The organism is Companilactobacillus nantensis DSM 16982 (genome assembly GCF_001435815.1).
Classification (GTDB): domain Bacteria; phylum Bacillota; class Bacilli; order Lactobacillales; family Lactobacillaceae; genus Companilactobacillus; species Companilactobacillus nantensis.
In genome coordinates this window covers 85,223-112,221 of the sequence record NZ_AZFV01000003.1, presented here as the reverse complement: position 1 = coordinate 112,221, position 26,999 = coordinate 85,223, and the positions used below count along the sequence as shown (strand labels likewise).

Sequence of the window (26,999 nt, the reverse complement as noted above, 5' to 3'; positions counted from 1 at the left end):
GAAGTGTTAGATTATCACCTATCAATTAGTTATTGAGGGAAGTTATTTTTCTTCAGCTAGCTTTGACAAGGCGGATTTCACACCAGAATCACTTATATGTGTAGACCAGTCAGGCATTATTGACCGTGTTATATCCGTTTCTGAGAACGATTATCAGACCGTCAAACAAGCTGCAATAGATAATGACATCCTCAAAAAAGTTCCATCAGGAAGTTATCTTTTACCAGGATTTACTGATTTACATATTCATGCGCCCCAGTGGCCTCAAGCTGGATTAGCCTTGGACAAACCATTGAACGAATGGCTCAACACTTATACATTCCCATTGGAGGCTAAGTTTAAAGATTTAAACTATGCCAAAAAATTTTACCAAAGTTTAATCAAGGAACTACTTGCCAACGGAACAACAACCGGTTTGTTCTTTGGCTCAGTCGATACCAATGCTAACTTAGTTTTAGCTAAAATCTGTGCTAAATTAGGCCAACGTGCCTTTATTGGAAAAGTTGCGATGGATAATCATGATCAAACACCTGATTATTATCGTGACGAAACATCTCAAGCTGCTTTATCTGAAACAGAGAGTTTTATCACGCAACTTCAAAAATTACAACAAGAAACTGGTGCTGACTTAACTCCTGTTATCACACCTCGTTTTGTCCCTAGTTGTACTGACGAAACATTACAAGGTTTAGGGGATTTGGCTCAAAAATATAATCTTCCCATTCAATCACATTGCAGTGAAAGCATTTGGGAAGATCAATATGCCATTGACCGATTTAACTTACGCGACGCTGAAGTTCTCGCTAAGTTTGGCCTTTTAACTGACAAAGCTGTCATGGCTCACGGAACACAATTAAGTGACAGTGATTTAGAACTTTTTGAACAGAAACAAACAGCTATCGCCCACTGCCCGATTTCCAATGCATACTTTGGAAATTCAGTCATGCGTGTGCAGGCTGCTCAACAGCATCATGTCAAAGTCGGTCTAGGAACCGACATCTCCGGAGGATTTTCTCCTAGTATTTATCGTAATATGCAACAAGCTATCATGTCATCGCAAATGCTACAAGATTCAGGTCAAGCAAATACTCGTTTATCAGCAAGTAATGCTTTCTATCTCGCAACAGTTGGTGGTGCTAAAGCTTTACATATCAAATCAGGTCAAATTAAAGCTGGTTTCAAAGCTGACTTACAAATTGTCCAAGATCAATACTTCGAACTCTCTTCAAATCAAGCGTCAGAAATATTTGAGAGACTTGTGTATCACACAAATAAAGAAAATATCAAACAAGTATATGTAGCCGGTAAATTGGTACATAACAATCAAGGAGAAAATAATGGCAAATAACAAAAGTACCCTTCTAGTTGGTCCAGACGATAAAATTGGTATGGGTGAAGCAGGTTTCTTAGGACTTCAACACGTCTTAGCAATGGATATTTACGTTCCACCAATTATCTTAGCTGGAATGATGGCAATGGGTCTCAGTGACCAAATGGGCTTATTACAATCAACTTTCTTGGCTGCAGGTATTGGTACGATTCTTCAAACCTTTGTTTTCATGAAGATGCCAGTTTCTCAAGGTCCTTCATTTGTTCCACTTGGTGCCGCTGCCGGAGTTGTACTTGCTTCTGGTGGTCTCAAAGGTAACGGTATGGGTACCTTAATTGGCGCTTTACTGGTTGGTTCGGTTATTTTGATTATCTTAGGTGCCACCGGTCTTTTCCAAAAAATCATCAATCGCTTAGTTCCTGCTTTAGTTGGTGGTACGATCATTACTTGCGTTGGTCTTTCATTGATTCCAACTGCTTTAAATAGCAATATCTTCAATGCTCCTGGCAAGATTGATAACAACATTATCTTAGCTTCAGTTACTGCACTAACACTACTTGTTTCAGTCGGAATAAGTTTGAAATTTCCAAGTGTTCGTCGTTTCTTCAGAACTAGTTCAATCATTTTAGCTCTAGGTGTTGGGACAATTGTTTCAACTATGATGGGTCTGTTCGATTGGAAGGCTGTTTCTGATGCTGCTTGGTTTGGTTTACCACAACGTACTGTTTTCCACTGGGGTATCAACTTCAGCCCTTCAGCTATTATTACTTTCATTATCATCTACGCTGTTATTACAACAGAAACAACTGGTACATGGTTTGCCATGGGTGCCGTTACAAATCACGAAATTACTAATAAACAATGGAACCACGGTATTATTGGTGAAGGTTTAAGTTGTATGATAGCAGCATTGCTTGGAACAACTCCTGTAACTGGTTATTCAACTAACGCCGGTGTTATTTCCATCACTGGTGTTGCAAGTAAACGTGTCTTCCTCTTTGCTGGTATCTGGTTCTCAATCTTGGGATTCTTCAGTAAATTATCAGCCTTTCTAGCTGCCATCCCTGCTCCAGTTATTGGTGGAGTTTTCGCCATTATTACAGTAACAATCATGTTGAATGGCTTAAACGTTATCCGTGGATTAGAAACAACTGATCGTGATCTTTACATCATTGGTATTCCAATCATTTTGACACTAGCTTTGGTTCTTCTACCAGCTAACGTCACAAAGAATGCTCCACAAATTTTACAATACCTACTAGGTTCACCAATCGCTATGGCTGCCATTGCGGCAATCATTTTGAACCTAGTAATGCCTAAAACAAAGCAACTCGATACAAAAGCTGCTTAATCAAAATAAAGATAAGTGAAACTTGGCTTAAAAATAACCAGGTCTTACTTATCTTTTTTTGTATCTTTCTGAATAGTAACTATACTAAATTGTTAAAAGTAGCAGGTGGCATGACAACATATGAACCACTCACAATATAAATCTCCTTGTAAAAATCAGCTTAAAAAACAATTAATAATCCACTTTTGTTTTACGTATTTGTAAGTATGCCACTAAACAACTAATCAAGAATAGTCCAAACATAAAAATCACCATCAATGGACGTTGGTTACCCGTCAATTCACTAGCAGCATTAGCCGTCCCTGGACGAGGGAAGAAAATTGGTAAATCGGTTATCACATGCAAAATAATTGGTAAAGTTAAATTATGAGTTTTAACATATAATGCACCATATAGCATGCCAGTTGCAGCAGCCATGAAAACTTGAGCACCAATTAAGTACATTGGAAAATGATTTAATAAATTGATTAAATGAATCGAGCCAAAACCAAAGGCACTAATAATCAGGGCAATAAACAAATGCTGATTAACCAATTTGTACATTACTGGAATCAACAAGCCTCTAAAAACAAACTCTTCAGCAATTGCGACCATCAAAACTGTTGCGATAGCTAAGATAACATTTTTAGCCGTTCCTAACGGAGAAAATTTACCCGTTATAGCAAGCATAACGATGCCAGGAATCATATTTAAGAATTGTGATACTGGTTTTTTCGTGTTAAATGGATCAACCTTCACCTTTATCCAATAATGATTTAAGACAAAAGCCACCATAAACATTGCCGCATCAACTATTAGTTGACTGTAAGCCGCGTCTAATCTGAAAAGGGTATAAACAGTATTTTCACTTAAAATAACTGCAATTGGTAATAAAACTAAAATTACAGCCGTTCCAATTTCCAGTCTTTTCTCCCTCATTATGCGAATGCTCCTTTAACAACCATTAAGTAAATTCCTACTAAAAATAAAATCAATCCGATAACAAAACCGTCCCAAATAGCATACCCGACGAAATAAGACGTCGATTTGCCACCATGTTTCTGAGTCGTTCGTAAATATTTATATGAAATAATCATTTGATAAGTCCCTAAGAAAATCGCTACAACTCCAAAAACGTATTTCCAGATCATTTTTAACGCTCCCTTTCGTTCATATCGTCAATATAGCATTCCCAATTTATTTCAAAAAAAAATATCCTGAACGACTATTTTTTAATCCTGAATACGCTTTCAATAACCGATTTGTTCGAGCTCAAGACATTCCTCATAACCACTAGTTCATTCTTTCTTAAATTGAACATAAACAAAACAAAAAATAAGAGTTAATAAATCCTAATAAAAACAGAATTTATTAACTCTTATTTGCTAGGTAACTAAGCATGAGAAAGGAACAGAAATTATTTCGGTTACTTTTTATTAAAAAACTATAAGACCATTTATTTAGCCGTAATTTGCATTCGACCATTTTTCTTAGAGTAATAAAGATTTCCATCTACTCGTGAATAAAAATCATTTGGTTCCAAATCAGCCTTAGAAATCGTTGAAACACCAACTGATATTGTCAATGCAATTGTTTTGTCATTAACTTTAACATCTAAATGATTGATTGCCATAAAGATTTGTCGAACGATGGCTTCTGTTGACTGAAGATCATAGCCTGGGAAAATGACATTAAATTCTTCTCCTCCAGTTCGATAAAGCTTAACATGCGGATCATTCTCGGCAATAACTGTCTGTACGACGTCCGCTACATGACGTAAAACTTTGTCCCCTGCCAAATGGCCATATGTGTCATTAACATGCTTAAAGTGATCGATATCAAACATCATCATGGACAATTGCAAGTTATTCTCGGTACTCAGATCAAACAAGTTTCTAATTTCAGCCACATATGCTGCATAATTCTCAGTCTTGGTCAGAGCATCATGATTGGCAAATTCCAACAAGTGCATTCTCAATTTACTGTCACGAAGAATCATGTCAACGTAACTATACAATAACGTTCCAAAAATGACGAAATATGACAGTTCTTCCCAGTATGTTGACATTGAAAAGCCAAATTTGATTTTCATAAAGAACCAGAGTAATGAGCCGAAGAATATACCACTTAAGATATAAGCTAGGAAGGGATGGTCGTTATGCTGACGCCGACGAATCATGTTCAAAGTACTATAAAAAGCTACCAATGTAACGCCGTGACACCAGGACTCCCAGTAGCCAATTGACCCATTGAAAAGCATATAAACAACCATAATTGGAAAGAAGATATAATACGGTACTCGAATATTCAAAAAATAGGCACAAAAAACTAGAGCTATCAATTGAAAGTTCATAAACTGCCAAGAAATCGGTGTTCCAACTAATATAGCCTGCATACTAATGATAAAGATGCCCATATATGTTACGCCAAAATATGCATTGACTTTATCTTCATCAACTTTAATCTTTTTCGCACGCAATATCGTTTTGAGTTCGTCATACATTACTTGATATAGTGTAAAAACTCCCAAAATGAAGAAGATACCCGTAATAAATGGCGAAACGCGCCAGACAGACCATGTCAAGAATTCAAGCCTCCTATCAAACTTCTTTGTCTTTTTAATAAATTATAATTTTTTTTATAAATAATACTAACCCAGCTATCTTAGCACAAAAAAATCCCACTGTTCCACTTAATTGGTAGAATAGTGAGTTTTGTTTAAATTGCAGTTATTTGCATTCGACCATTCTTCTTTGAATGATACAAATTATCGTCAACACGATTATAGAAGTCATCTGGAGTCTTATCAGTTGAAGAAATCCCTGACACACCCATTGAGACTGTAAAACTAATTTCTTGGTCCTTATTTCTGACTGTTAAATGATTTAACGCATTAAAAATTTGACTGACAATGGGTTCAGTTGCCGGCAAATCATAGCCAGGGAAAACAACATTAAATTATTCCCCACCAGTACGATAAAGCTTAACCTTAGGATCATTATCATCAATTACTGTTTGCGTTGTTGAGACGGCTTTTTGTAAGACTTTATCACCAGCTAAATGACCATACGTATCATTAACTTGCTTAAAGTGATCAATATCAAACATCATCATCGATAAGCCCAAATTATTACGTAAACTATTGGCAAACAAATATTTAATTTCTGAACTATATGCCGCATAATTTTCCGACTTAGTCAAAGCATCATGATTAGCAAAGGCCTCCAAATGACCTTTAAGTTCACTTTCACGCAACAACATCCGGACATAGCTGTACAATAAAACTTCAAAAATCACTAGGTAACTCCATTCTTGCAAGAAGACGCTCATTGTCAAATTAAACTTGAGTGCAACAAAGTACCACATTATTCCACCCCAAATAATACCGACAATGATATACCCGATAAAAGGATGTGATTTTGTTGGATGTCCTTGGATATAGTTGAAAGACCAATAACTAAGCATAATAGTTAAAGCATGGCACCATGATTCCCAGTATCCGATTGAGTGATTAAAAACCATATAGACTAAGATTATCGGAACAAAAAAATAAATTGGAACACGAATATTTAGGAAGTAGGCGCAGAAGATTAAAGCAATAACGATAAAATTCATAAATTCCCAAGAAATGCTTTTACCAACAATCGTGGACTGCATAGTAAAAATAAATACTAGCATGTAAATAACACCAAATAATGATTTGACAGTATTGTCACTAATCGACATCTTTTTCTCATGCACTACTGTCTTCAACCAGTCAAAAACAACTTGATAAAGTGTGAAAACACCTAAAATGAAAAAAATACTAGTAATTACCGGTGAAACGTGCCATACACTCCATGTCATACACTTTTTGGCTCCCCTCTCGAATCAATACTTTCATACAATCGTTTTCACATTTTAGAATACTCTTATTATAATAATATTCAAATAAAATTTTACTATTTTATTTATTATTTTTCGAATATTTTTTGGACTAAGCATAAAAAAACGCTTGGATTTTACTCCAAACGTCCACAAACTTTATTTTAGAAATAATCGATTAATTGGGGCTTTTCTTGAACAAAAACATCATTTAACAGGTTAACTTTTTCGGCAGTACCAGTTATGCGATTATATTTCCATAACGACTTCAATGATCGATAACCAAACATTGCCTTGGTTAAAGTCTGAATCGTCATTTCCATATCTGGTGTTGCCTCATCTGCAATCTCAAAGTTAACAATGCCGTTTTCGATTGAAAGTTTCCAAACATGATTGTTCCAGTCTAAATCATCGGTGATTTTTAAATAAGTTTTTGGCAAAACTGATATTTGTACAGGATAGCGTTTCATGAAGTCATTTAAATCAACAATTCGTGCCATCATATATGGTTTAACAACTATTTCTGCGGAATTAGGATCTTCCAAAATATCAGCCTTGAAGTCTGGATCTGGTACCTCATAGACAAATTTTCGAAAAATTGATTGGTGCTTCGTAACAAGTTTACCGAGTAATTGGCGGCTGAGCGGTGTTTGATTGAACCACTCATGAATGTAAAAGGTTTCCCCATCATTGTAATAAATTAAATAACCAATCAAATTATCGGTATCGTCGTATGCAGTAGCTACTTGATAATTGACGTGTTTATTAATCATATGATCCCACCACCACTTAGCACGAACAACTCCACCACGATGGTTATGGCTGAGATACATCAGTTTGATGTCATCATGTAAATCTTTAATAGCATTCCGTTCAACCCGACCATGTTCACTGTTTTTAATTCGAGGTAAATTAGTATTTTCCATCGAAATAACTGCGTGGTCAAAGACTTGCTCAAAACCAAACTGACGATAATAACCGTATGAGAATGGCGCTAAGTATGAGAGCGTTACGTGATTATGGTACATGTCACTCAAGGCCGCATTTAGTAAAGATCCTGCTCCACCACGGCCACCAAACTCAGGGGCACTCATGACATCGCCGATTCCATTCATTTTAAATCAAATCTATTAAATACACTTCAACCATTTCAAGACATTTATATTTATGTAAAGACTTTAGACGGAAGAATCGAGAATAGTTACTGGCTGTGACAGTGGTGTTAGTGCGGGTGGTTTTCCCGTACTTACAGCACCGGGCGTGTTTGGAGACTCGCTTGCGAGGCTTCAAACCGAGGTCTGAGACCTTGGCTCAGACCGGTCCGCATAGCCAGTTAAAGTTTTCTTGGTTCTGGAGACGGCATATACCCTATAAAAAAATACTATTCAATTGAGAATAGTATTTCTTTATTTTTATTCAGCTAATTTGAAGCTGCTCCAAGGCTCGATGTAATTCAACAAGAAAGCCTCATTAGAATTCAAGTGTCCCACAACGTTACGACGACCATCGTTCTTTATATCTCTAAGGGCAATTTGCGTCTCACCTTTGTATTGACCGTAGCTCTCATTAACAATGATGATATCACCGCGTTTGATATCTTGAGTATCATGGGCGGGAAAGTTCCCATCTTTATAAACAACTCGAGTCATTGTACTACGTAACAAATAGTCAGATGCATCACCACGATATACGTGAGTAGATTTCAAAATAACTTCTTTTTCAAGGTCAGTCGCATTATCTGAGAAATCAACCTTCAATACTGGATATGGTGCAAAGAATGCTTCTGCTGCATCCTTGAGTTCTTCATCAGATGCGTATGTATTACCAATGATGACATCGTCAACTACACCACTTAATAGTAAATGTTTTACTTGAGTAGCAATTGGCAAATCACGATCATCTTCAAGCGTTGGCAAACCATCTTGAACAGGCCAAGGACCAAATGTTGCACTATGTGAGCTGACAAAAGCAGCTGAGTGAATATTGCGATCCTTGAAGAAGTTTGACCACTTAATGAAGAAGTCTTCACCTAAACCAGTATATCTTTGAGGATAAAAGTTATGACAACCTAAGAGGTTATTTGTATCAGGATGATATGAAATAATATTATCTAAGTAGTGTGTACCAGAGCTCATATTAATTTCAATCTTCAATCCATAAGGATTACGAGTCATCTTAGCCTCTTCCATACCTGAGAAGCCTTCATCAAGTCTGACACCGGCAGCTCCAAGATCGTGGAAGAATGATAAATCATCGTAACTAATATCAAGTGCTTTAAATAATCTAGGGTTCATATCAACAATTGTGACAAAGCCTAACTTGTTACCATAGGCAATAGTTTCTTTGAAACGATTGATTGTTTTATCTTTATCATCACCCAATTCGAGTAATGAAGCAAAGATCCGTGAATAACCTAACTTACTAGCAGTATCAAGATATTTTTTATCTTCTTCTAAAGTTGAATGCTCTGGATATAATGACAATCCAAGTCTTCTCAAAACATGACCTCCAAAAAGTTAATTATTATTTAGCAAGTTTTGCTGAATCTAATTCTTCTGCCAATTTTTCTCTATCCATTGACTTGAAGAAGTAGAAGTAAATCAAAGTATCAATAACGATATTAATAATTTGCAATACAGCACCGGAAATGTGACCAGTTGCAATAAATCCTGATAGGATTGGTGGAGTTGTCCATGGAATATAGACACCCATTGGTCTTGCAACTAAGTTAGTAGCCATTGCGATATATGTTGTTGTTACGTTAACAAGTGGAGTTAGAATAAATGGAACAGCCATCTTGTAGTTCATAACAATAGGTAGACCGAAGACGATAGGTTCGTTAATGTTGAACAAAGCAGGTCCAGCAACAAGTTTACCTAATGTCTTTAATTCCTTACTCTTAGCAGCGAATGCTAGAAGCATAGCCAAACCGATTGTGGCACCAGAACCACCCATGTGAACGAAGTTATCGAAGAATGATGTTGTAACGATATTTGGTAGAGCTTTACCAGCAGTAAAGGCTGCGTGGTTTTGGTTCAAAGCTGTTAACCAGATAGGCATCATAACACCAGAAACAACGTTAGCACCGTGAATACCGAATAACCATAGGAATGAAACAAGGAATTCAGCAACTAGAGCACCAGGTAATGTGTTACTCAAGTGACTCAATGGTGTTGCCAAGAAGAATGAGATAATATTTGGAATACTTTGCATAGGTGTTGCTTCAACACCTAAACGAATTACCCAAACAAGAGCTAAAACAATGAAACCTGGGAACAAAGCAGCAAATGAGTTACTTACTGCAGGTGGAACTGTATCAGGCATCTTGATTGTCCAGTTCTTGTGAACCATCCAAACATAGAAGTCGGTGATGAATAGTCCGACAATAATAGCTGTAAATAAACCAGCTGAGTCAAATTGTGTTAAAGGAATCCACAATGCGCCAGCCTTATCTGTCTTCAATGGAATAGTAAGTACGAAAGCACCTAATGAAACAATTGAAGCAGAGATAGGATCAACTTTATAACTCTTAGCCAAGTTATAAGAAATACCAATAACAGCAATCAATCCCATGATATGGAATGAAGCGTTGGTTGGATATTGTAATACTGTTGCCCAGTTCTTACCGAAGATACTAGCCATGAAGTCTAGATAGGCTTGAATTGGAAATTGTGCGATAATCATGAACAATGAACCAATGATGATCATTGGAACGGCTAATGTCATACCATCACGCAATGCAATCAAATGACGAGAAGAAGCAAGTTTACCGGCGATAGGAATAATCTTATCTTGGATAAAGCTGCCGTTTTTCTTTTCAGCCATGTGCAAAACCCCCTCAAATAAAATTTGTTACAAAGCAGAAACACTGGTAACTGCTTACAAGAACCATTGTAACCCTTTTCATTATTAATTGTGTACTTTTATAAAGGAAATAATAAGTTATCATAAAAAAAACACGTTACTAATCCGTAACATGTTCCGTAAATCTATTATCAATTTGGTCTACCATCTTATGGTACGCACAGTTCGCGACTTGTTCCAAGGTATAAACGATTGGTACCTGTGTTGTTACGTTAATATGCCCTTTGCGGTTTTGCGGCGTATCATATGAGATTGAGAAGTCAGTTATTTGGTTCAAGACTGAATATGAATTGGCTGTTAAAGCAATGGTTTCCGCGCCATTCTTCTTATAATAACGTGCTTGTTCCAAGACTTGATCCGTTTCACCTGAAATAGAAACTAACACTAACAGTGTCTTTGAAAAATCACGGTCAGAGAATGGTTCAGGTTGGAAAGGATCAATAATTGGCAAAGAATAAATTCCGTAACTAGACAGAATGCTCGAACCATACTGTGCTACGCGCCCACTGTTACCAACGCCAAAAAACAAAACCAAATCCGCAGCATTTATCATATCTGCAGCTTGATTAATTTTATTATCAAATGGCTCCTCATCAGCAACAAGTTGGAAGAAATTCTTAATTGGTTCCATGCTTGGATCTTGTTGAGCTTTGGTTGGTTGCTTGAGACTTTGTTTCAGAGCAAACTTAAACTCTGAGAAACCACTGTAATCCATCTTTTTGAGGAATCGTAAGATAGTCGTTGTTGAAACATGGGCTGCATCAGCCATCTCACGAATAGTCATATTTTGAACTTCTTTAGTATGACCAATAATGTATTTATAAACAATCAGTTCCAAACGATTTAGTTCATGAACTTTCTGATATGGGAACATAATTTGACCTCCCTTATAATTGGTCTATATCGATTTTTATGAACTTAATTCTATTATATATGTAACAAATTACATAATCTATAACGAAAGCGGCTTAAAGAGTGCCGTCTCCGGAGAGGCGAGCTCATTGACCTGCTGTGCGGACCGGTCTGAGCCAAGGTCTCGTCCCTCGGTTTGAAGCCTTGCAAGCAAGTCTCCAAACACGCCCGGTGCTGTAATGCCGGCAAAAGCGGCCGTCCTAACACCACTTTCACAGCTGGTCAATGACTCCCCTCTCCTCCGACTAGTTTAATGGTTAATATATTATGTTTTGTTTTTTAATAATACGTACATTAAAAACGAAAAGAAACAAACTTGAGTTTTTCAATGAATTTATAAATAAATTTAATATCTACAACTAAAATCATAATGAAAAATATTAATATCCATCCTTGAAATCACACAATATTAAGTAACGACATTTAATATTGTGTGATTATTTTTCTTGATATATCAACAAAACAACTAATACCCTAGCCTATATTTCTCGCTCCCGGAGGCGGCATCATTCAAACCTGTATAAAACAAAAGAAGCTAAGACAAAATAATTTGGTTTTGTCTCAGCTTCTTTTAATTGACTCAGTCTAATTGTGATCCGTTTGTGCGGATTACTTTTTGATACCAGTAGAATGAATCTTTCTTTGAACGTTCAAGTGTTCCGTTACCTTCATCGTCTTTATCAACATAAATGAAACCATAACGTTTAGACATTTGACCTGTTCCAGCAGAAACCAAATCAATGCATCCCCAAGGTGTGTAACCTAGAAGATCTACTCCATCTTCATTAACCGCTGTTATCATTTGTTGAATGTGAGCTCTAAGGTAGTCGACACGGTAATCATCGTGAATACTGCCATCAGCTTCAACTTTATCGTATGCACCAAAACCATTTTCAACAATCATTACTGGCTTGTGATAATGTTCTGTTAACCAGTTCATTGAGTAACGTAGTCCGATAGGATCAACGGGCCAGCCCCAATCGTTGTATTTAAGGTTAGGATTCTTAACTGTTTCACGATCACCAATAAACTTAAATTCAGGATTATCGTCACTGTATTTAACTGTCATTGAATTGTAATAACTGAATCCAACATAATCAACTGTGCCTTCACGTAAAACAACACGGTCTTCTTCAGTAATATCAGGTCTAAGATCATGATTCTTAAAGTAAGCTTCCATACCAACTGGATATTCACCCAAGGCTTGAACATCTGCCCACCAGTAACGTCTCTGCATAGCTTTTTCAGCTAGTAAGATATCACGTGGATCTGATGAAGCTGGATAAACAGGTGTGAAGTTAACCATGTTACCAATTTCAAAATCAGGATTGATCTTGTGACCAATTTTAACTGCCAAAGCACTAGCAACAACTTCGTAGTGTGATGCTTGATACATCAAGGCTTCACGTTCAGCTTCTGATTCGTTGTTTCTAAAAATCAAACCAGAATCAGTTGCAATTGAAAAGTCATTTGTAAATGTAGTTTGGTTATTAATTTCATTGAAAGTCATCCAATACTTAACTTTATCCTTGTAACGCTTGAAGCAAACAGTTGCAAATTTAACAAAGAAATCAATAACTTTACGACTTCTCCAGCCACCGTATTCTTCAACCAAGTGATAAGGCATTTCGAAATGTGACAAAGTAATCACAGGTTCGATGCCATATTTCAAACATTCATCAAATAAATCATCATAAAATTTCAAACCAGCTTCATTAGGTTCAGTTTCATCACCGTTTGGAAAAATTCTTGTCCAAGCAATTGATGTTCTGAAACATTTGAAGCCTATTTCAGCAAATAATTTGATATCACCCTTATATTGGTGATAAAAATCGATTGCTTCATGATTAGGGTAATTTTTACCAGCGATAATCCCGTCAGTAATTTCACGTGGCTTTTGGTAAGCTCCCGCTGTCATGATATCTGAGACGCTGACACCTTTACCGTCAACATTCCAGGCACCTTCGAGTTGGTTAGCTGCTACGGCTCCACCCCATAGGAAGTCTTTTCTCAAACCACTTTTTGTTGTTTCAGTCATTTAAAAACTCTCCCTTTGTTGTTTATTCTGTAAGATCTTGACCGTTTGAGGCAATAACTTTCTTATACCAAGCAAACGAATCCTTCTTATAACGTTTCAAACTTCCGTTACCTTCGTCATCTTGATCAACATAAATGACACCGTAACGTTTCTTCATTTCACCGGTACTTGCTGAGATCAAATCAATGTGACCCCAAGGTGTATAACCGATTAAATCTACACCGTCTTCTTTAACAGCTTTTTCCATTTCTAAAATATGGTCGTGGAAGTAAGAAATCCGATATTGATCATGAATACTGCCATCGTCTTCTAACTTATCGTAAGCACCAAACCCATTTTCAACAATGAACAATGGTTTGTGCCAACGTGTCGTCATCCAATTCATAGCATAACGAAGTCCAACAGGATCGATTTGCCAACCCCAGTCAGATTTTTCAACGTAAGGGTTTGAAACTAAATCATTATGTTCATCATAATCAAAGTGAGTTTCACCATCATTTGCCTTAGTAGTAAATGACATGTAATAACTAAAGCCAACGTAATCAACAGTTCCGGCCTTCAATGTTGAAAGGTCAGCTGCGTTGATATCAAGGTCATAGCCTTTACGAGCCCAATACTTTTCAATCCATTCTGGGTAAAAGCCGAGTGCTTGAACGTCGCCAAAGTAATAACGATATTGCATAGCACGTTCAGCCTTCATAATGTCAGCTGGCTTTGAAGTTAGTGGGTAAACTGGACACATTGCAATCATTGAACCAACTTGTAAACTTGGATCAATTTTATGTGCAATTTGAACAGCACGCGCACTGGCAACAAATTCATAATGAGCAGCTTGGAACATTTCTTTTTCCCAGTTGTCATCCTTACCTAATTCCAAACCAGAGTCTTGCAACAATGGATGTGGATCACGCCAGTCAGCTTGATTATTGATTTCGTTGAAAGTCATCCAATACTTAACTTTATCTTTGTAACGTCTGAAACAAACTTCAGCAAAGCGGTCAAAAAAGTCGATCAACTTACGATTGCTCCAGCCACCATATTCTTTAACTAAGTGATATGGCATTTCAAAATGTGACAAAGTAATTACTGGTTGAATACCATATTTCAGGCATTCATCAAACATATCATCATAAAATTTTAAACCTGCTTCGTTAGGTTCTGTCTCATCACCATTGGGAAAAATTCTTGTCCAAGCGATTGATGTTCTGAAACATTTCAAACCTAATTCTGCGAACAACTTGATGTCTTCAGGATACTTGTGATAGAAATCATTACCCCAATGATTAGGATAAATTTCTCCATCCTTGACACCATCTGTTACTTTACGAGCAACTCCATTAGCACCAGCTGTCATAACGTCAGCAATACTTACACCCTTGCCGCCTTCATTCCAGCCACCTTCTAATTGATGAGCTGCAACAGCGCCACCCCAAAGGAAACCTTCGGGCATTTGAATTCCTTCACTCATTGAGATTATTTCCCTTCTTTAGCAAGTCTCTTGTACAAATCAACAATTTCTCCAGCCAAGTCTCTGAATGTAATAGCATTCATGATGTGGTCTTGTGAGTGAACCATCAATAAAGTAACTTTAGCATGTTCACCATTTGCTTCTTTTGTAAGCATGTCAGTTTGTGAGTTGTGTGCATCAACTAAAAATTGATCTGATTCCTTCAATTTTTGATCAGCAACTGTAAATTGACCCTTCTTAGCAGCGTTGATAGCTTCGAATGCTGAACTCTTAGCGTTACCACCATTGATAATTAGTCCCATTACTGTTTGTAGTTGTTCATCATGTTGTTCTTCAGCCATTTTTATAAATCTCCCTCAATAATTTAAGCGTTTACTTTGCTTTAAATAACTAAAGGGGTGCTAATTTGCGCCCCTTTGTTTGTTTTTTATTAATGATTAACCGATTAGTTTTACAGCTTCGCGTAGAACCTTTTCACCGTTCATCATTCCATAGTCTTGCATGTTGATTACTTCAACAGGAATACTTAACTTCTCTTTGAATTGTCCTTCAAGATATCTTACTTGAGGTCCAAGCATTAATACATCAGGATGTTTTTCTTCCAATTTTGCATCTGCATCAGCAGCAGCGGCAGCAAAGATTTCTGCATCAATGCCATCACTTTCAGCAGCCTTTTGCATTTTTGATACTAGTAAACTTGTTGACATACCTGCTGCACAACATAACATGATTGTTTTTTCAGCCATAATTAAATACCCCTCTTGATCCGTGATTTTATTTATTTGTTTTTTTGCTAAAACGTTTACTAAAAACGCTTTCATAGAACAACTAGATTGTATAACGCTTATTAAAATTTATCAAGATGTTTTTATCAAAAAACAAATATTAATTAATTTTGAGCCTCATTTTGGTTATTTCTTGATATCATTAGACTTTGCGGATTGTGTCGTTTACGAAACAAACTGACATTTATCTGGTTGTCACCGCTTGAAAATATGCTGTGGAGATGGTTGTAGGCCGCCTCCAGGAGCAAGAAATTTAGGTTGATGGTGGGGACAGGTTCGAGCCAAAAAGCGGTCTCGGACCTCGATTTTGAACTTCGCAAATAACAAAAATTGCAAAATTCATCCCGTGGTGTAATGGCTAAAGCCCATTTTAGAAATTTTCAACATTTAGTTAAATATTATAATCAGAACATCAAATAAGTATCAAAAAAGTATCCACTAGAAATATTTATTTTTCCTAGTGGATACTTTTTTTAAAATACACAATAACCTTTACTTTTTTTCTTTCGAAGAATTCAATACTTGATTAATCATTGTTGCAACGCCATCTTGATTGTTGGTACCTGTTATTTTCCACGCTACTGCCTTAACGCTCTCAATCGCATTATCCATAGCTACTCCATACCCAGCCTCTTTAATCATCTCAAGATCATTACCATAATCTCCAAAGCACATAAAATGTGCCATAGGAATACTACTGTAGCCTGAGATATATTGTAAAGCTGACAGTTTCGTGACATCTTGCCCATTTATTTCAAAATAATAACTTCCGGAGCGACTAATTGTTACAGGTAGAGATGTGAACGACTCTAATTTCTTTTGTAGCTCTTTGAGTCTGGCTGGAGCACAACTGAAACAAACTTTATAAACGTTAAAGTCTGCCTTATCATTTAATTTTCTTAAATCATCAATTGAGCGTGCCTTGATATGATGACGACTCATCCCTTCGAAATACGTTGTCCAGCTGTGATTAGGATCATAGACATGAACATCATTTAGTCCATCCAACACGACCTTAAACTTACTGAATTCTGAACGTTTAAGTATTTCCTCCACAATTCCATGATCGAGTGGCTGGTCGATAATTCTTTTCCCCTGCGGATCAACGACAACTGCCCCATTTAAAACAACTCGATAACCAGGAACTTTCAAATCGTTTTCAAAATATTTATTAACTGAATGTAATGTTCGACCTGAACAAATCGCAAACTCCATCCCAGAATTGACCGCATTACGGATAGCTTGGATATTTTTGGATGATATTTTACTGTAACTATTCAGTAACGTTCCGTCTAAGTCAGTTCCAATAAACTCAATCATTAATTACGTAACCCCTTACATCGATACAATTTATAACAATCATACGACACTGCTTGTAAAAAAAGAAGTCCCTTTCACAATTACTTCGTGACAAGGACTTTATTTAAGTCAGCAATGAATCCGGGATATGAAACATCAATGGCCTCAATATTTTTTATTTTAAATGGTGAATCTGTCAAAATTGAAGCAATACAAAGCATCATAGCAATTCGGTGATCGTTATGGCTATCAACATCATCTTTAACATTGATCTGTTGATTACCCTCAATAATAATTTGGTCTTCGTGCACCTGCATAATAATACCTAATTTAGCTAATTCTGTCCGCATATTGATCAGGCGATCATTGATTTGTAAATAGACGTCATGTATTCCATCAATAACTGTTTGCCCATCTGCTTGAGACGCCATCAGTGCTATCAATGGTATTTCATCAATAATAAACGGTACTTGTTTGTCAGAAATAGTTGTCCCGTGAAGTTTTTGCGATTTAATAACCAGGTCCCCAAATGGCTCAATACTGTTGGTTGAACGATTATCAATACAAATATTAGCACCCATTTGTTTGGCCACATTCAATAGACCAATGCGAGTGGCATTTAAACCAACTCTTGGTAACGTGATTTGACTATCTTCAGACAATAAGGCTCCAGCAATATACATCGCAGCAGATGAAAAATCTCCAGGAATCGTCAAATTTTGTCCTTGTAAATGACTGTGACCCGCATGAACGGTAATAACTTCGGGGTCAACTGTTACATCTGCCCCAAAATAATTAGCTAATACTTCAGTGTGATTACGTGTTGGTAACTTACGAATTAATTTCGTATCGCTGTTCGCATAAATTCCTGCCAAAATCAAACTACTTTTTATTTGAGCATTTGAAATATCTTGATGGTACGTGATGCCCTCAAGGTCATTACTACCAGTAATTTCCATTGGTAAAGCATTTTCAGTGGTTGCCTGATAACTAGCCCCCATTTCTTGTAACAAGCTCACCAAGTGATCTGTAGGACGCTGGCTGAGATATTTTCCACCTTGGACTTCATAGTGATTTGTACTACTGGCTAAAACACCAAATAACAAACTTCGCAAGGTTCCAACATTGTCAATTTGCAAGGGATGATCCATTGGCTTGAGCTGATGATCGACACCTTTGATAATCATATCTTTATTGCTGATTTCTGTATGGATCTTTGCACCTAATTCTTTAAAAGCACGAACGGTCACAGCTAAATCATCGGCATACATGAAATTACTGATCTGCGTTACACCACCAGCTAACGCACCAAACATAATAGCTCGATGTGCAATACTCTTGTCGCCAGGTACTGTAACCTCACCTTGAAATTTAAATTTACGTGGTTGCGTATTAAAATCAAACATTGCTCCTACACCTCAAATATGTTTATAAGCTGTTTCTTATAAATTCTCATTACTTCCTACTGCTACGCTACCTAATTTTCAAAAATAAAACAAATTTTTAGTCTTGAATGCGCAAAAAAAATAGGACATCTGCCCTATTTTCTTTTAATCGTTTTGTAAAGTCTGATTTATATAAATTCTAAACACAGAGACGATAAATTGCTTCAGCAAAAATTTCCATGGCTTTTCTCATGTCAGCCTTACTCCAGTTTTCATTAGCTTGGTGCATGAAGTCTGGGGTTGTTGGTAACATTCCACCAAAGGCAACACAATTGTGCATTGTTCTAGCAAAAGTTGCTCCACCAGAAATAGCTGGTTGTGACTTAGTATCACCTGTTAAATCTTGATATGTTTGCATCAATGTCTTAACTAACTCACTGTCAGTTGGAACGTACAATGGTGCAACATAATCAAAGTTTTCATACTTCATATCAAACTTAGCAACTGCATCAGAAACTTGTTGAATCAACTCATCATGATCGATTTTAACAGGAATTCTCATATCAATTTGCATTCTTGATTCTTCTGGTGTGATCTTCAAACTTGAGATATTAAATGTTAATTTACCAGAAACATCATCGGAAACGTCGCCCAATAAGTTAGTAGCATTAGCATCTTCACCAAAGCTCTTCAAGAATTCTAATACTTTGATATCTGGGAAAACTTCTGCCAAAGCCATGCCTAATCTAACGACAGCATTAACACCTTCGGGGGCATTCATAGCGTGAACTGACTTACCATGAACTTCAATTTTACCGTCTTTTTGATCAGCATCAAAGCCTAATTTTTGCAATGCTGCATAAACTTCAGCTTGTTTAGGACCATTATAGATAGCTTTACCAGGAACAGCATTAAAGGCATTTTCAAGGTCAAGATTCAATTCAGTTGAACCAGGGCCTGTTAAATATGATTGTTGCAAACCTTTTTCAGCATAAATCAATGGGAATTCAGCATCAGGAGCAATCCCCATATCAATTGGGTCTTCCTTCTTGTTATATTCAGCTAAACATCTCCACAAAATTTCTTCATCAGTACCAAAGATAACACGAATCTTTTTGTTAAATTTATAACCTTTGTCCAAAATTGATTTGATAGCATAAATAGCTGAAATTGTAGGTCCTTTGTCATCTTGAGTTCCACGACCATACAACTTGCCATCTTTGATAGTTAGTTTATAAGGTTCAACATCCCAAGCCTCCAAATTTCCAGCAGGTACTTCATCCAAGTGACCAACGATACCAAAGGTTTCATCACCTTCACCAATATCAGCATAACCGTAGTAGCCATCAGGATCTTCGTGAGTAGTGAAGCCTAAGTTGTCCATCAATTCCATTGTTTTATCAAGGGCTGCTTTAGGTCCTTTACCAAATGGTGCATTAGGTTCAGCGTCACCATTGATTGAAGCAATTCCAATCAATTCGCCTAAATCCTTAATAGCTGCATCTTGAATTTCATCTGTAATAAATTGTTCCATTATTCAAACCCCCAGAATTATTTCGAAATATTATTTAAACATCGAACAAATAACTAAGAATACTGCGATAACCACGAATAAAATTGCGACTAGTTTCCACATGTACTTCCACCATTTAACGATATCAACGTGACCAATTGCCAAAGCACCCATAACGATACCTGAAGTTGGTGTTATCAAGTTAACTAGTCCAGAAGCTGATTGATAAGCCGTAATAACAAGTGAGCCGTCAACGCCAGAGAACTTACCAAGTGGTCCCATAATTCCCATTGTAGCGGCAGCAAGACCGGAAGTTGAAGGAATCAAGAATGACATTGGAATATAGAAAATATATGTCAAGACGATGAAGACACCGGCAGAAAGATTTTGCAAACCAGTTTCACCAGCATGCAAGACTGTCGCAGTAATGTAACCATTGTTCATGATAACTTGAATACCACGAGCAACAGCAACGATAATAGCAACACTGATAAATTCTGTCATACCACCCATGAAGGCACTGATATAATCTGATTCCTTCATACGGAAAACAAACATAATAATAACTGACATCATAAAGAACAATGTTGTGATTTCTGTAAAGTACCATGTACCTAGTGGAGCAATATCCTTACCAACTAAAGCGCCAAGGAATGGGATATTTGTTAACCATTTTGTAAACTTGTCAAAGAATGTCCAACTAGAATTCAAACTTGTCCAAGGAATCAAACTAGTGATCATAACAACGAATGTCAAAGCAAATAGCCAAAGAACACTCTTTTGTTTCTTAGTTAGTTTTTCACCAACTGATCTGTCTTCCATGTTGAATTCTTCAAGGTCCTTCTGACGACGCTCAAACACAACCGACTGTGAAGGATCTTTCTTAACTTTGTCAGCGTAATGCATAACATAAGCGATACTGATACCGGTTACAATTATCAATAAAATAAACCGTGGAATTAAACCATCACCAGGTGAAATATTAATTGTTTGTGAAGCAACACCTGTCGCAAATGGATTAACTGTTGAAGCCAAACATCCAACTTGTGAACCAATCAAAGCTAGTGAAATTGCAGTGATTGAATCATATCCAACACTGATCATAACAGGGATCAAAATTGGATAGAACGCAATCGTTTCTTCACCCATACCGTAAGTAGAACCACCGATTGCAAATAAGGTCATTAAAATTGGGATAAGAGCTTTTTCTTTACCATGGTATTTACGAACTGTCGCACTAATTCCGTCATCAAGTGCTTTCGTTTTATTGACGACCCCTAAGAAACCACCAATAACCAAAATAAAGAGTGAAACTGAAATGGAACCTTCAGTTATATCAGTACCAACCATCCCATTGATTGGTGCTAGAAATACATCCCAGATACCCTGAGGACTACTGGCACGTGCTTTATAAGTTCCGGCAATAATGTTTCCTGCTTTCGTGGTTGCATATTCACCTGCAGGTATAATCCAAGTTAAAATAGCAACTACGATGATTAGAAAGAACAAAATTGTATAAGCCGATGGCATTTGCCATTTTTTTGCCTTTTTTTCCATAAATCAACCCTCCTATATTTATAATATAGTTTCAGGATATACGATAAAATAAACTATTACAATGCTTTCCAAAGAAATATTTTTAAATAAATTTTCCTTTAATATCAGTTGTGTAAACGCTTGCAGAATATTACAATATTATTAGATTCAAGAGGGAGATATTAGAATGATCGATACGATCGAGTTTGGAAAAAAGATCAATCATCGTCCAATAATTGTAAGTTTTTTAGTCAGCTTTTTGGCTGCTGGCTTAGGATTAATCGTTAACATAAAGACTTCAATATTGTCATTTTTAGTAGTTTTATTTTTACTACTTTGCGTTTATTTCCCAATTTATTTGCCAAAATTATTTGGTCACTGGCAATTAGAAAATCATGGGATTTCTTACTATAAAATGACCACTTATCGCGATAAATTAAAATTAATTATCTTTCCTAATCGAGCAGACTTCCAATTTATCAGCTATTCACAAATTAAAAACTTTGTTGTTCACGAGGAAGATAAGCAATATTCAAGTAAAGATATTTTAACAATCAAACCGGCCAAACAATCAATTTTTCCATGGGTACGCAAACCATTTTTCTTAGAATTGAAAATGAACCAAACTTCAGCTAATTTAGACATTTCCTTTGATCAACTCCATGATCCAAAACATACTATGTACCGTTTATCCAATGTTTTACAAACACTTGATAAAAAAACCAATTAAAAACTGAGGCGAAAATTATAATTTTCGTCTCAGTTTTTTTTAATTTACTTTAATTGTTCCAGAAATAGCACGTACTGACAAATTATACAGTGGATCAGTACCGACAGTACCCTCTTTCAAACTTTGAACATCATGTTTGTAATTGGCTGCATGGTTCATTTTAACTGTTCCACTCTTAGCTTCTAGGTCAAAATTATAGGAATCATGTTCCGGCATCGTTAATCTAACTGTTCCACTATTATTTGTCACAGCTACATTAGAAGTTATTTTCGCAAATTCCAGTTTAATTGTCCCTGATTTAGCAGTGATTTTACCACCACCACCAAGATCAATTCCTTTGATAGTGCCACTTCGAGCCAAAATATTATAATTTGGACTATATACATTATCTAATTTAATTACGCCACTTCTTGATTCGACTGATAAATCATTGGAAATATTCAAATCTTCCATAACAACTTTTCCAGAGCTAGCATTAATTAAGAGTTGATCCAGCTTGAGATTACGAATATTAACTATTCCACTCTTAACGTTGATTAGAGCTGAATCCAATTGGCTGAGATTTTGCATTAACAAATTACCACTGCGGTTATTAACACGTACTTTTCCAGCAAAACTTTCAGGTAATAAAATTTGCACTTTAACTTTTAATGGTAAGAAATGGGGCCAACGACCTTGTTTGATAACTAAAGTGTCGTCCACTAAATCAGTTTTTACTTGATAGTCAGGATTGGTTCGTGACATATATTCGTGAATCATAATTTTAGTACCTTTGGTTGGCAAAATTTTAACATCCGCATTTTCATAAGTCACATCTACTTTGTTGATGTCCTCAACTGCAAATTCACTTTCATCAGTTAATGGCAAAGATTCGACATGGACTTCGGTATCATAAGCATTATTGTTAAATTTAGCATTAAATTCATCAAAGGAAGTCTTAGGCTGTGACTGACCATGGAAATTGATGCCATTTTCATTGATGACCATATTGCCTAATTTAACGCCATCACCATCAATTCGAACGGTTTTGCCATTATTAATAGTGAGACCATCTTCATCGATATTTAAAATTTTTCCATTATCAATACGAATACCATCATCATCTAAATCAATATGATGTTCATGAATTGTTTTATGATAATGATTTTCCGTCTCATTGTCGTCATGTTCATCCAAAACTTGGCTGATAACCTCATCAATATCACCGAATTCTTGAAAAGCTTGGTCAACGGCTGCTTGTTCTGTCGTTTCGGCTGTTATTTTATCCTCAGCCGAAGCAATCAAATCAGAGGATAATTCTTCTTGTAATTCTTTTAAATCGTCAGTTGTTGGATAATCCGCAAAAATCTTTGTTAATTTTTCATCTACCAGTTTATTTATCATTTCACTCATGATTTCGTATCCTTCCTAATATCAAATCATCGATAACATCTTTGGCAAAATTCCAAGCTTTGATATTTTCAACCAATGTCTGTTTGCCCTGGTCCGTTATTTGATAGTACTTACGTCGGCCGCCTTGGCTTTCATCGCCCCAATAACTGGCAATATCGCCATTTTTTTCTAAACGCCGAAAAACAGTGTACAAAGTAGCCTCATTTAATTCATACGCGTCGTGACTCAAAACCTTTACCATTTTAGCAATCTCATAACCGTAGCTATCGCCTTGATTGAGAATATTCAAAACAATGGTTGTCGTATGTCCACGAATAATATCTTTAGAAATTAGTGGTTTCACATTTATCCCTACCTTCTATTTCCATGACAATAATGTAACACCAATTACTATGTGTGTCAAAGTAATTTACTCAAAACAGTATTTTAGAGTAAAAAAACAGGCCAGCAATCTAAAATCGATTACTACCCTGTTTCTAATCAAGTGTTAAATGACTTAAAAATTCATCTTTTTGATTACGTTCCTCTTGTCTAACTGCTAAACGATCCGCAAAACCTGCACAAAGATACTTCTCTTCGTCGGTTTCAGGAACTAACTCTGGTAATTCTGCTTGGTTAGCTGAACGCAAGACAACTAATGTACAAAAACTTGTAAAAGCAATTTCAGTAATATCAGTCTTCAAATCATGGCTAATTATTTTAGTAAAGACTTCAATCTGACGACCAGACAAACCTGTCACCATTGATTCAAATTTAATATACTTATCAGTTGTAATTGGACGCCAGAAATTTATATGGTCATAACTAGCAGTCGCAATCTTGGCATGAACCAATTTAAAACTAGCTAAACCAGCATTTTCATCTAACAGACTCAACGTCTTGCCCCCAAAGAGCGTTTGCTTATCATTTAAATCACCATCAAAAATAATCCGTTCACTAACGGTACGTGTTTGTTGACATGTTATTTGTTTCATAATTTACCCCACATTTTAATTCTAACTAGTTTAAATTTAATTGCCTACTAGTTTTTTCAAATAAAGTTAACCTGATTAAATCATAATGATAGTTAATCCTTTTATTATCAATTTGAAATATACTTTTCTTACAGTTCCTCCGAAAACATAACAACTGCAAAAAAACTGAATTCAAAAAAAATAATCGAAAGAACTAAACATTTAACTAACACAACACGATAATTGATTAATTTTATCAAAAATATTATATGATAAGGATAACAAAATCTGGGAGGAAAATTATGGCATTTCAACTTTGGTATACAAATTATTTCGTCGATATCGCTTCTGATAAGGTCGTTGATCCAAAAACACTCGATGGTATTAGTGAATTAGGGGATGTTTCAGCTAATGGTAATCTATCAGCTTGGCACGTCAAATCACAATTGCATGAGGACGACTTTAAGCGTCATTTAAATCAATTATTAAGTGAACAAACGGAAATCAATGCTGATGATGTTACTGTCACAAAAGGTATCAACGGCGGTCCATTATCAATGCTTTAATATAAATTATGTCATTTTCTAATAAATTATTTTCAGGAATCTTATTCACAACTATAAGTCAAAAATTATATAATGTATTAAATTGATTTAAGAGGGAGTTATTTTATGATTCTAATTGCACTATCTGCGGTCATCTTGCCACTAGTTTTATTAGGCATCCTCAACATGCCAGCTACTAAGGGTATGTCGATCAGTGCATTCATTGTTTTATTAGAAGGCTATTTCTTCTGGAAAATGCCGACAAATGTCTTGCTAGCATCAATCTTTCAATCGATCCATAAAGCCTTACCAATCTTATGGATTTTGTTTGGGGCTTTAATGATGTTAAATATTTTGCAACATACTGGTGCTATTGAGCGTATCAATGCTGGATTTCACACAATTTCAGCTGATATGCGACTTCAAGTTTTATTGGTTGCCTTTTTGTTTGGTGGCTTGATTGAAGGTGTTTCTGGTTTTGGTACTCCAGCAATGGTCACGGCACCGTTGATGATTGCTTTAGGTTTTTCACCTATGGCTGCTGTCACACTAGCTTTGGTTGCTGATTCAACTCCTGCTTCATTCGGAGCTGTTGGTACTCCATTAACCGTTGGACTAAGTAACGTCAGTGAGAAAGCTGATTTCCTCAATGCCATCGGCCAACGAATCACTCAACTAGACTTATTTGCTGGAACATTTATGCCATTAATTTTAATTTTGATGCTGACATTTTTGTTTGGCAAAAAGAATAGTAATCATCTGAAAGACTTTCTAACACTAGTACCATGGTCATTATTTATTGGTATCGTCTACAGTCTCTTTGCATTGCTAGTCTCATTCACTATCAGTTATGAATTCGTAGCAATCTTAGCACCATTTGCCACAATTATTATTGCTATTATTTCAATTAAATTTAAATTTTTATTGCCCAAATCAGTCTTTGAGCATCCCTGGACAACTTCCACTCAAACGGTTAAATCAGATAATAAAATGTCACTTTTAACTGCTTGGTCACCATATATCGTCGTTATCCTGATGTTACTAGCAACACGGACAATCATGCCGTTGAAGAGTTTCTTAGTTAATAACGTGAATTTATCTTGGAAAAACATTCTAGGCTTTTCACAGATTAACTCTGATTGGGAATTTCTTTATTCACCTGGAACACTTTTGACAATTGCTGTTTTGATTGGACTTTTGATTCAAGTTAAATCGCTTAAAAGCTTTTTACCAACTGCTAAAAAAGTAGTCTTTTCCATGAAATCAACTGCCTTAGCTTTAATTGTCACTTTAATAATGGTGCAAATTTTTACTAACTCCGAGTTAAATAGCGCTAATCTACCAAGCATGCCCATGTACATTGCCAAAATAATTTCTAAGTATCTCTCATCTGTTTGGATTATTATCGCCCCATTCCTAGGTCAACTAGGATCATTTGTCACTGGTAGTACAACCGTTTCAACATTGACATTTGGCCAAATTCAAGCTGATATTGCCACTAAAGCAGGTGTTGGAACCGACCTTGTTCTAGCAGCACAGCTAATTGGTGCAGCTGCCGGAAATATGATTTGTGTTCACAATATTGTTTCTGTCAGTTCAGTCGTTGGATTATCTGGTCAAGAAGGTAATATCTTAAGAAAGACTGTTGTTCCAGCTTTAGTTTATGGTTTATTAGTTGGTATCGTTGGTTTTATCTTTACGTTATTTATGTAAAACAAGAGAGTGCTCAAAAACATGGTCAGCTTCCGAGCATTAAGGAAAATAAGAGCCGTAATCCGATTTTGGATTGCGGCTCTTATTTGATTTAAGCGGAAAAAGCTATGTTTTCTTGCACGTTTATGCTGCATATTTAAGGTAAAAGTAATTATGTCACAATCCCCTTTTTGTTGGTTTAAAAAAAAGTGCCCTGTTCACTGCAAACAAGACACTCTTTCAAATAATATTTTTTGATTTCCATAATCTATTATAGTTAGATTTGTGCAAACATGTTCAAATTAAGAATCTTTTGTCATTCACAATACTCAATCACATATTTCCTATCAATAAATTCAGAAA

At 36.1% G+C, this 26,999-nt stretch carries 23 protein-coding genes and 1 pseudogene; 5 read left to right on the top strand and 19 right to left on the bottom strand.

The features are described from left to right. The first annotated feature begins 10 nt into the window (after positions 1-10). On the top strand, positions 11-1,348 hold the full coding sequence (guaD, locus tag FD31_RS02230; RefSeq protein ID WP_057891141.1) for a guanine deaminase: 1,338 nt from the start codon (positions 11-13) through the stop codon (positions 1,346-1,348). Further along, on the top strand, positions 1,338-2,681 hold the full coding sequence (locus FD31_RS02225) for a uracil-xanthine permease family protein (RefSeq protein ID WP_057891140.1): 1,344 nt from the start codon (positions 1,338-1,340) through the stop codon (positions 2,679-2,681). The genes guaD and FD31_RS02225 overlap by 11 nt, the downstream gene beginning before the upstream one ends. Before the next feature lie 171 nt (positions 2,682-2,852). On the opposite strand, the gene FD31_RS02220 is transcribed toward FD31_RS02225, so the two are convergent. The 16 genes and pseudogenes from FD31_RS02220 to FD31_RS02140 all read right to left on the bottom strand — a co-directional run bounded on the left by FD31_RS02220 (position 2,853) and on the right by FD31_RS02140 (position 21,345). Further along, positions 2,853-3,599: a CPBP family intramembrane glutamic endopeptidase gene (locus tag FD31_RS02220; protein ID WP_057891139.1), complete on the bottom strand. Its 747-nt coding sequence runs from the start codon at positions 3,597-3,599 to the stop codon at positions 2,853-2,855. Then, positions 3,599-3,811 (bottom strand): hypothetical protein, encoded by a 213-nt coding sequence (locus FD31_RS02215; protein WP_057891138.1) that lies wholly within the window; start codon positions 3,809-3,811, stop codon positions 3,599-3,601. The genes FD31_RS02220 and FD31_RS02215 overlap by 1 nt, the downstream gene beginning before the upstream one ends. 305 nt (positions 3,812-4,116) lie before the next feature. Continuing rightward, complete coding sequence (locus FD31_RS02210; protein WP_057891137.1) at positions 4,117-5,244, bottom strand: GGDEF domain-containing protein; 1,128 nt, start codon at positions 5,242-5,244, stop codon at positions 4,117-4,119. A 134-nt stretch (positions 5,245-5,378) separates the two neighbouring features. Then, positions 5,379-6,182, bottom strand: a pseudogene (locus FD31_RS14360) (GGDEF domain-containing protein). Between the two features lie 506 nt (positions 6,183-6,688). Then, complete coding sequence (locus FD31_RS02200) at positions 6,689-7,639, bottom strand: GNAT family N-acetyltransferase (RefSeq protein ID WP_057891136.1); 951 nt, start codon at positions 7,637-7,639, stop codon at positions 6,689-6,691. Between the two features lie 297 nt (positions 7,640-7,936). Further along, positions 7,937-9,022, bottom strand: coding sequence for a DUF871 domain-containing protein (locus FD31_RS02195; RefSeq protein ID WP_057891135.1), 1,086 nt, complete (start codon positions 9,020-9,022; stop codon positions 7,937-7,939). A 25-nt stretch (positions 9,023-9,047) separates the two neighbouring features. Continuing rightward, entirely contained in the window at positions 9,048-10,349 is a 1,302-nt protein-coding gene (celB, locus tag FD31_RS02190) for a PTS cellobiose transporter subunit IIC (protein WP_057891134.1), read from the bottom strand. Between the two features lie 139 nt (positions 10,350-10,488). Then, complete coding sequence (locus FD31_RS02185) at positions 10,489-11,262, bottom strand: MurR/RpiR family transcriptional regulator (protein WP_057891133.1); 774 nt, start codon at positions 11,260-11,262, stop codon at positions 10,489-10,491. Between the two features lie 618 nt (positions 11,263-11,880). Beyond that, on the bottom strand, positions 11,881-13,338 hold the full coding sequence (locus tag FD31_RS02175) for a 6-phospho-beta-glucosidase (protein WP_057891131.1): 1,458 nt from the start codon (positions 13,336-13,338) through the stop codon (positions 11,881-11,883). Positions 13,339-13,360: 22 nt separating this feature from the next. Further along, positions 13,361-14,806: a 6-phospho-beta-glucosidase gene (locus FD31_RS02170; RefSeq protein ID WP_057891130.1), complete on the bottom strand. Its 1,446-nt coding sequence runs from the start codon at positions 14,804-14,806 to the stop codon at positions 13,361-13,363. Between the two features lie 5 nt (positions 14,807-14,811). Beyond that, the gene (locus FD31_RS02165) at positions 14,812-15,147 is read right to left on the bottom strand and encodes a PTS lactose/cellobiose transporter subunit IIA (protein WP_057891129.1); all 336 of its coding nucleotides are present in this window, start codon (positions 15,145-15,147) and stop codon (positions 14,812-14,814) included. Between the two features lie 96 nt (positions 15,148-15,243). Next, a complete protein-coding gene (locus FD31_RS02160; protein ID WP_057891128.1) occupies positions 15,244-15,552 on the bottom strand; it encodes a PTS sugar transporter subunit IIB in 309 nt (102 codons plus the stop codon). A gap of 531 nt (positions 15,553-16,083) precedes the next feature. Next, positions 16,084-16,911 carry a Cof-type HAD-IIB family hydrolase gene (locus FD31_RS13860; RefSeq protein WP_083483564.1) on the bottom strand — a complete coding sequence of 276 codons (828 nt, stop codon included), beginning with the start codon at positions 16,909-16,911 and terminating at the stop codon, positions 16,084-16,086. Between the two features lie 80 nt (positions 16,912-16,991). Then, positions 16,992-18,296, bottom strand: a complete 1,305-nt coding sequence (gene aroA, locus FD31_RS02150) for a 3-phosphoshikimate 1-carboxyvinyltransferase (RefSeq protein WP_057891127.1) — start codon at positions 18,294-18,296, stop codon at positions 16,992-16,994. A 178-nt stretch (positions 18,297-18,474) separates the two neighbouring features. Continuing rightward, entirely contained in the window at positions 18,475-19,809 is a 1,335-nt protein-coding gene (locus FD31_RS02145; protein WP_057891126.1) for a M20 family metallopeptidase, read from the bottom strand. A gap of 30 nt (positions 19,810-19,839) precedes the next feature. Then, positions 19,840-21,345, bottom strand: coding sequence for a YfcC family protein (locus FD31_RS02140; protein ID WP_057891125.1), 1,506 nt, complete (start codon positions 21,343-21,345; stop codon positions 19,840-19,842). Between the two features lie 166 nt (positions 21,346-21,511). Here FD31_RS02140 and FD31_RS02135 point away from each other — a divergent pair, with 166 nt between their 5' ends. Further along, entirely contained in the window at positions 21,512-22,054 is a 543-nt protein-coding gene (locus FD31_RS02135) for a hypothetical protein (protein WP_057891124.1), read from the top strand. A gap of 39 nt (positions 22,055-22,093) precedes the next feature. Here FD31_RS02135 and FD31_RS02130 read toward each other — a convergent pair whose 3' ends face one another. The 3 genes from FD31_RS02130 to FD31_RS02120 all read right to left on the bottom strand — a co-directional run bounded on the left by FD31_RS02130 (position 22,094) and on the right by FD31_RS02120 (position 24,420). After that, a complete protein-coding gene (locus FD31_RS02130; RefSeq protein WP_057891123.1) occupies positions 22,094-23,446 on the bottom strand; it encodes a DUF4097 family beta strand repeat-containing protein in 1,353 nt (450 codons plus the stop codon). After that, positions 23,439-23,789, bottom strand: a complete 351-nt coding sequence (locus FD31_RS02125) for a PadR family transcriptional regulator (protein WP_083483563.1) — start codon at positions 23,787-23,789, stop codon at positions 23,439-23,441. Before FD31_RS02125 ends, FD31_RS02130 begins: the two co-directional genes overlap by 8 nt. A gap of 133 nt (positions 23,790-23,922) precedes the next feature. Then, positions 23,923-24,420 carry an acyl-CoA thioesterase gene (locus tag FD31_RS02120; protein ID WP_057891122.1) on the bottom strand — a complete coding sequence of 166 codons (498 nt, stop codon included), beginning with the start codon at positions 24,418-24,420 and terminating at the stop codon, positions 23,923-23,925. A 281-nt stretch (positions 24,421-24,701) separates the two neighbouring features. On the opposite strand from FD31_RS02120, the gene FD31_RS02115 reads away from it, so the two are divergent. Next, positions 24,702-24,965 carry a hypothetical protein gene (locus FD31_RS02115; RefSeq protein WP_057891121.1) on the top strand — a complete coding sequence of 88 codons (264 nt, stop codon included), beginning with the start codon at positions 24,702-24,704 and terminating at the stop codon, positions 24,963-24,965. 105 nt (positions 24,966-25,070) lie between these two features. Next, positions 25,071-26,657: an L-lactate permease gene (locus FD31_RS02110; protein WP_057891120.1), complete on the top strand. Its 1,587-nt coding sequence runs from the start codon at positions 25,071-25,073 to the stop codon at positions 26,655-26,657. Positions 26,658-26,999: the final 342 nt, after the last annotated feature.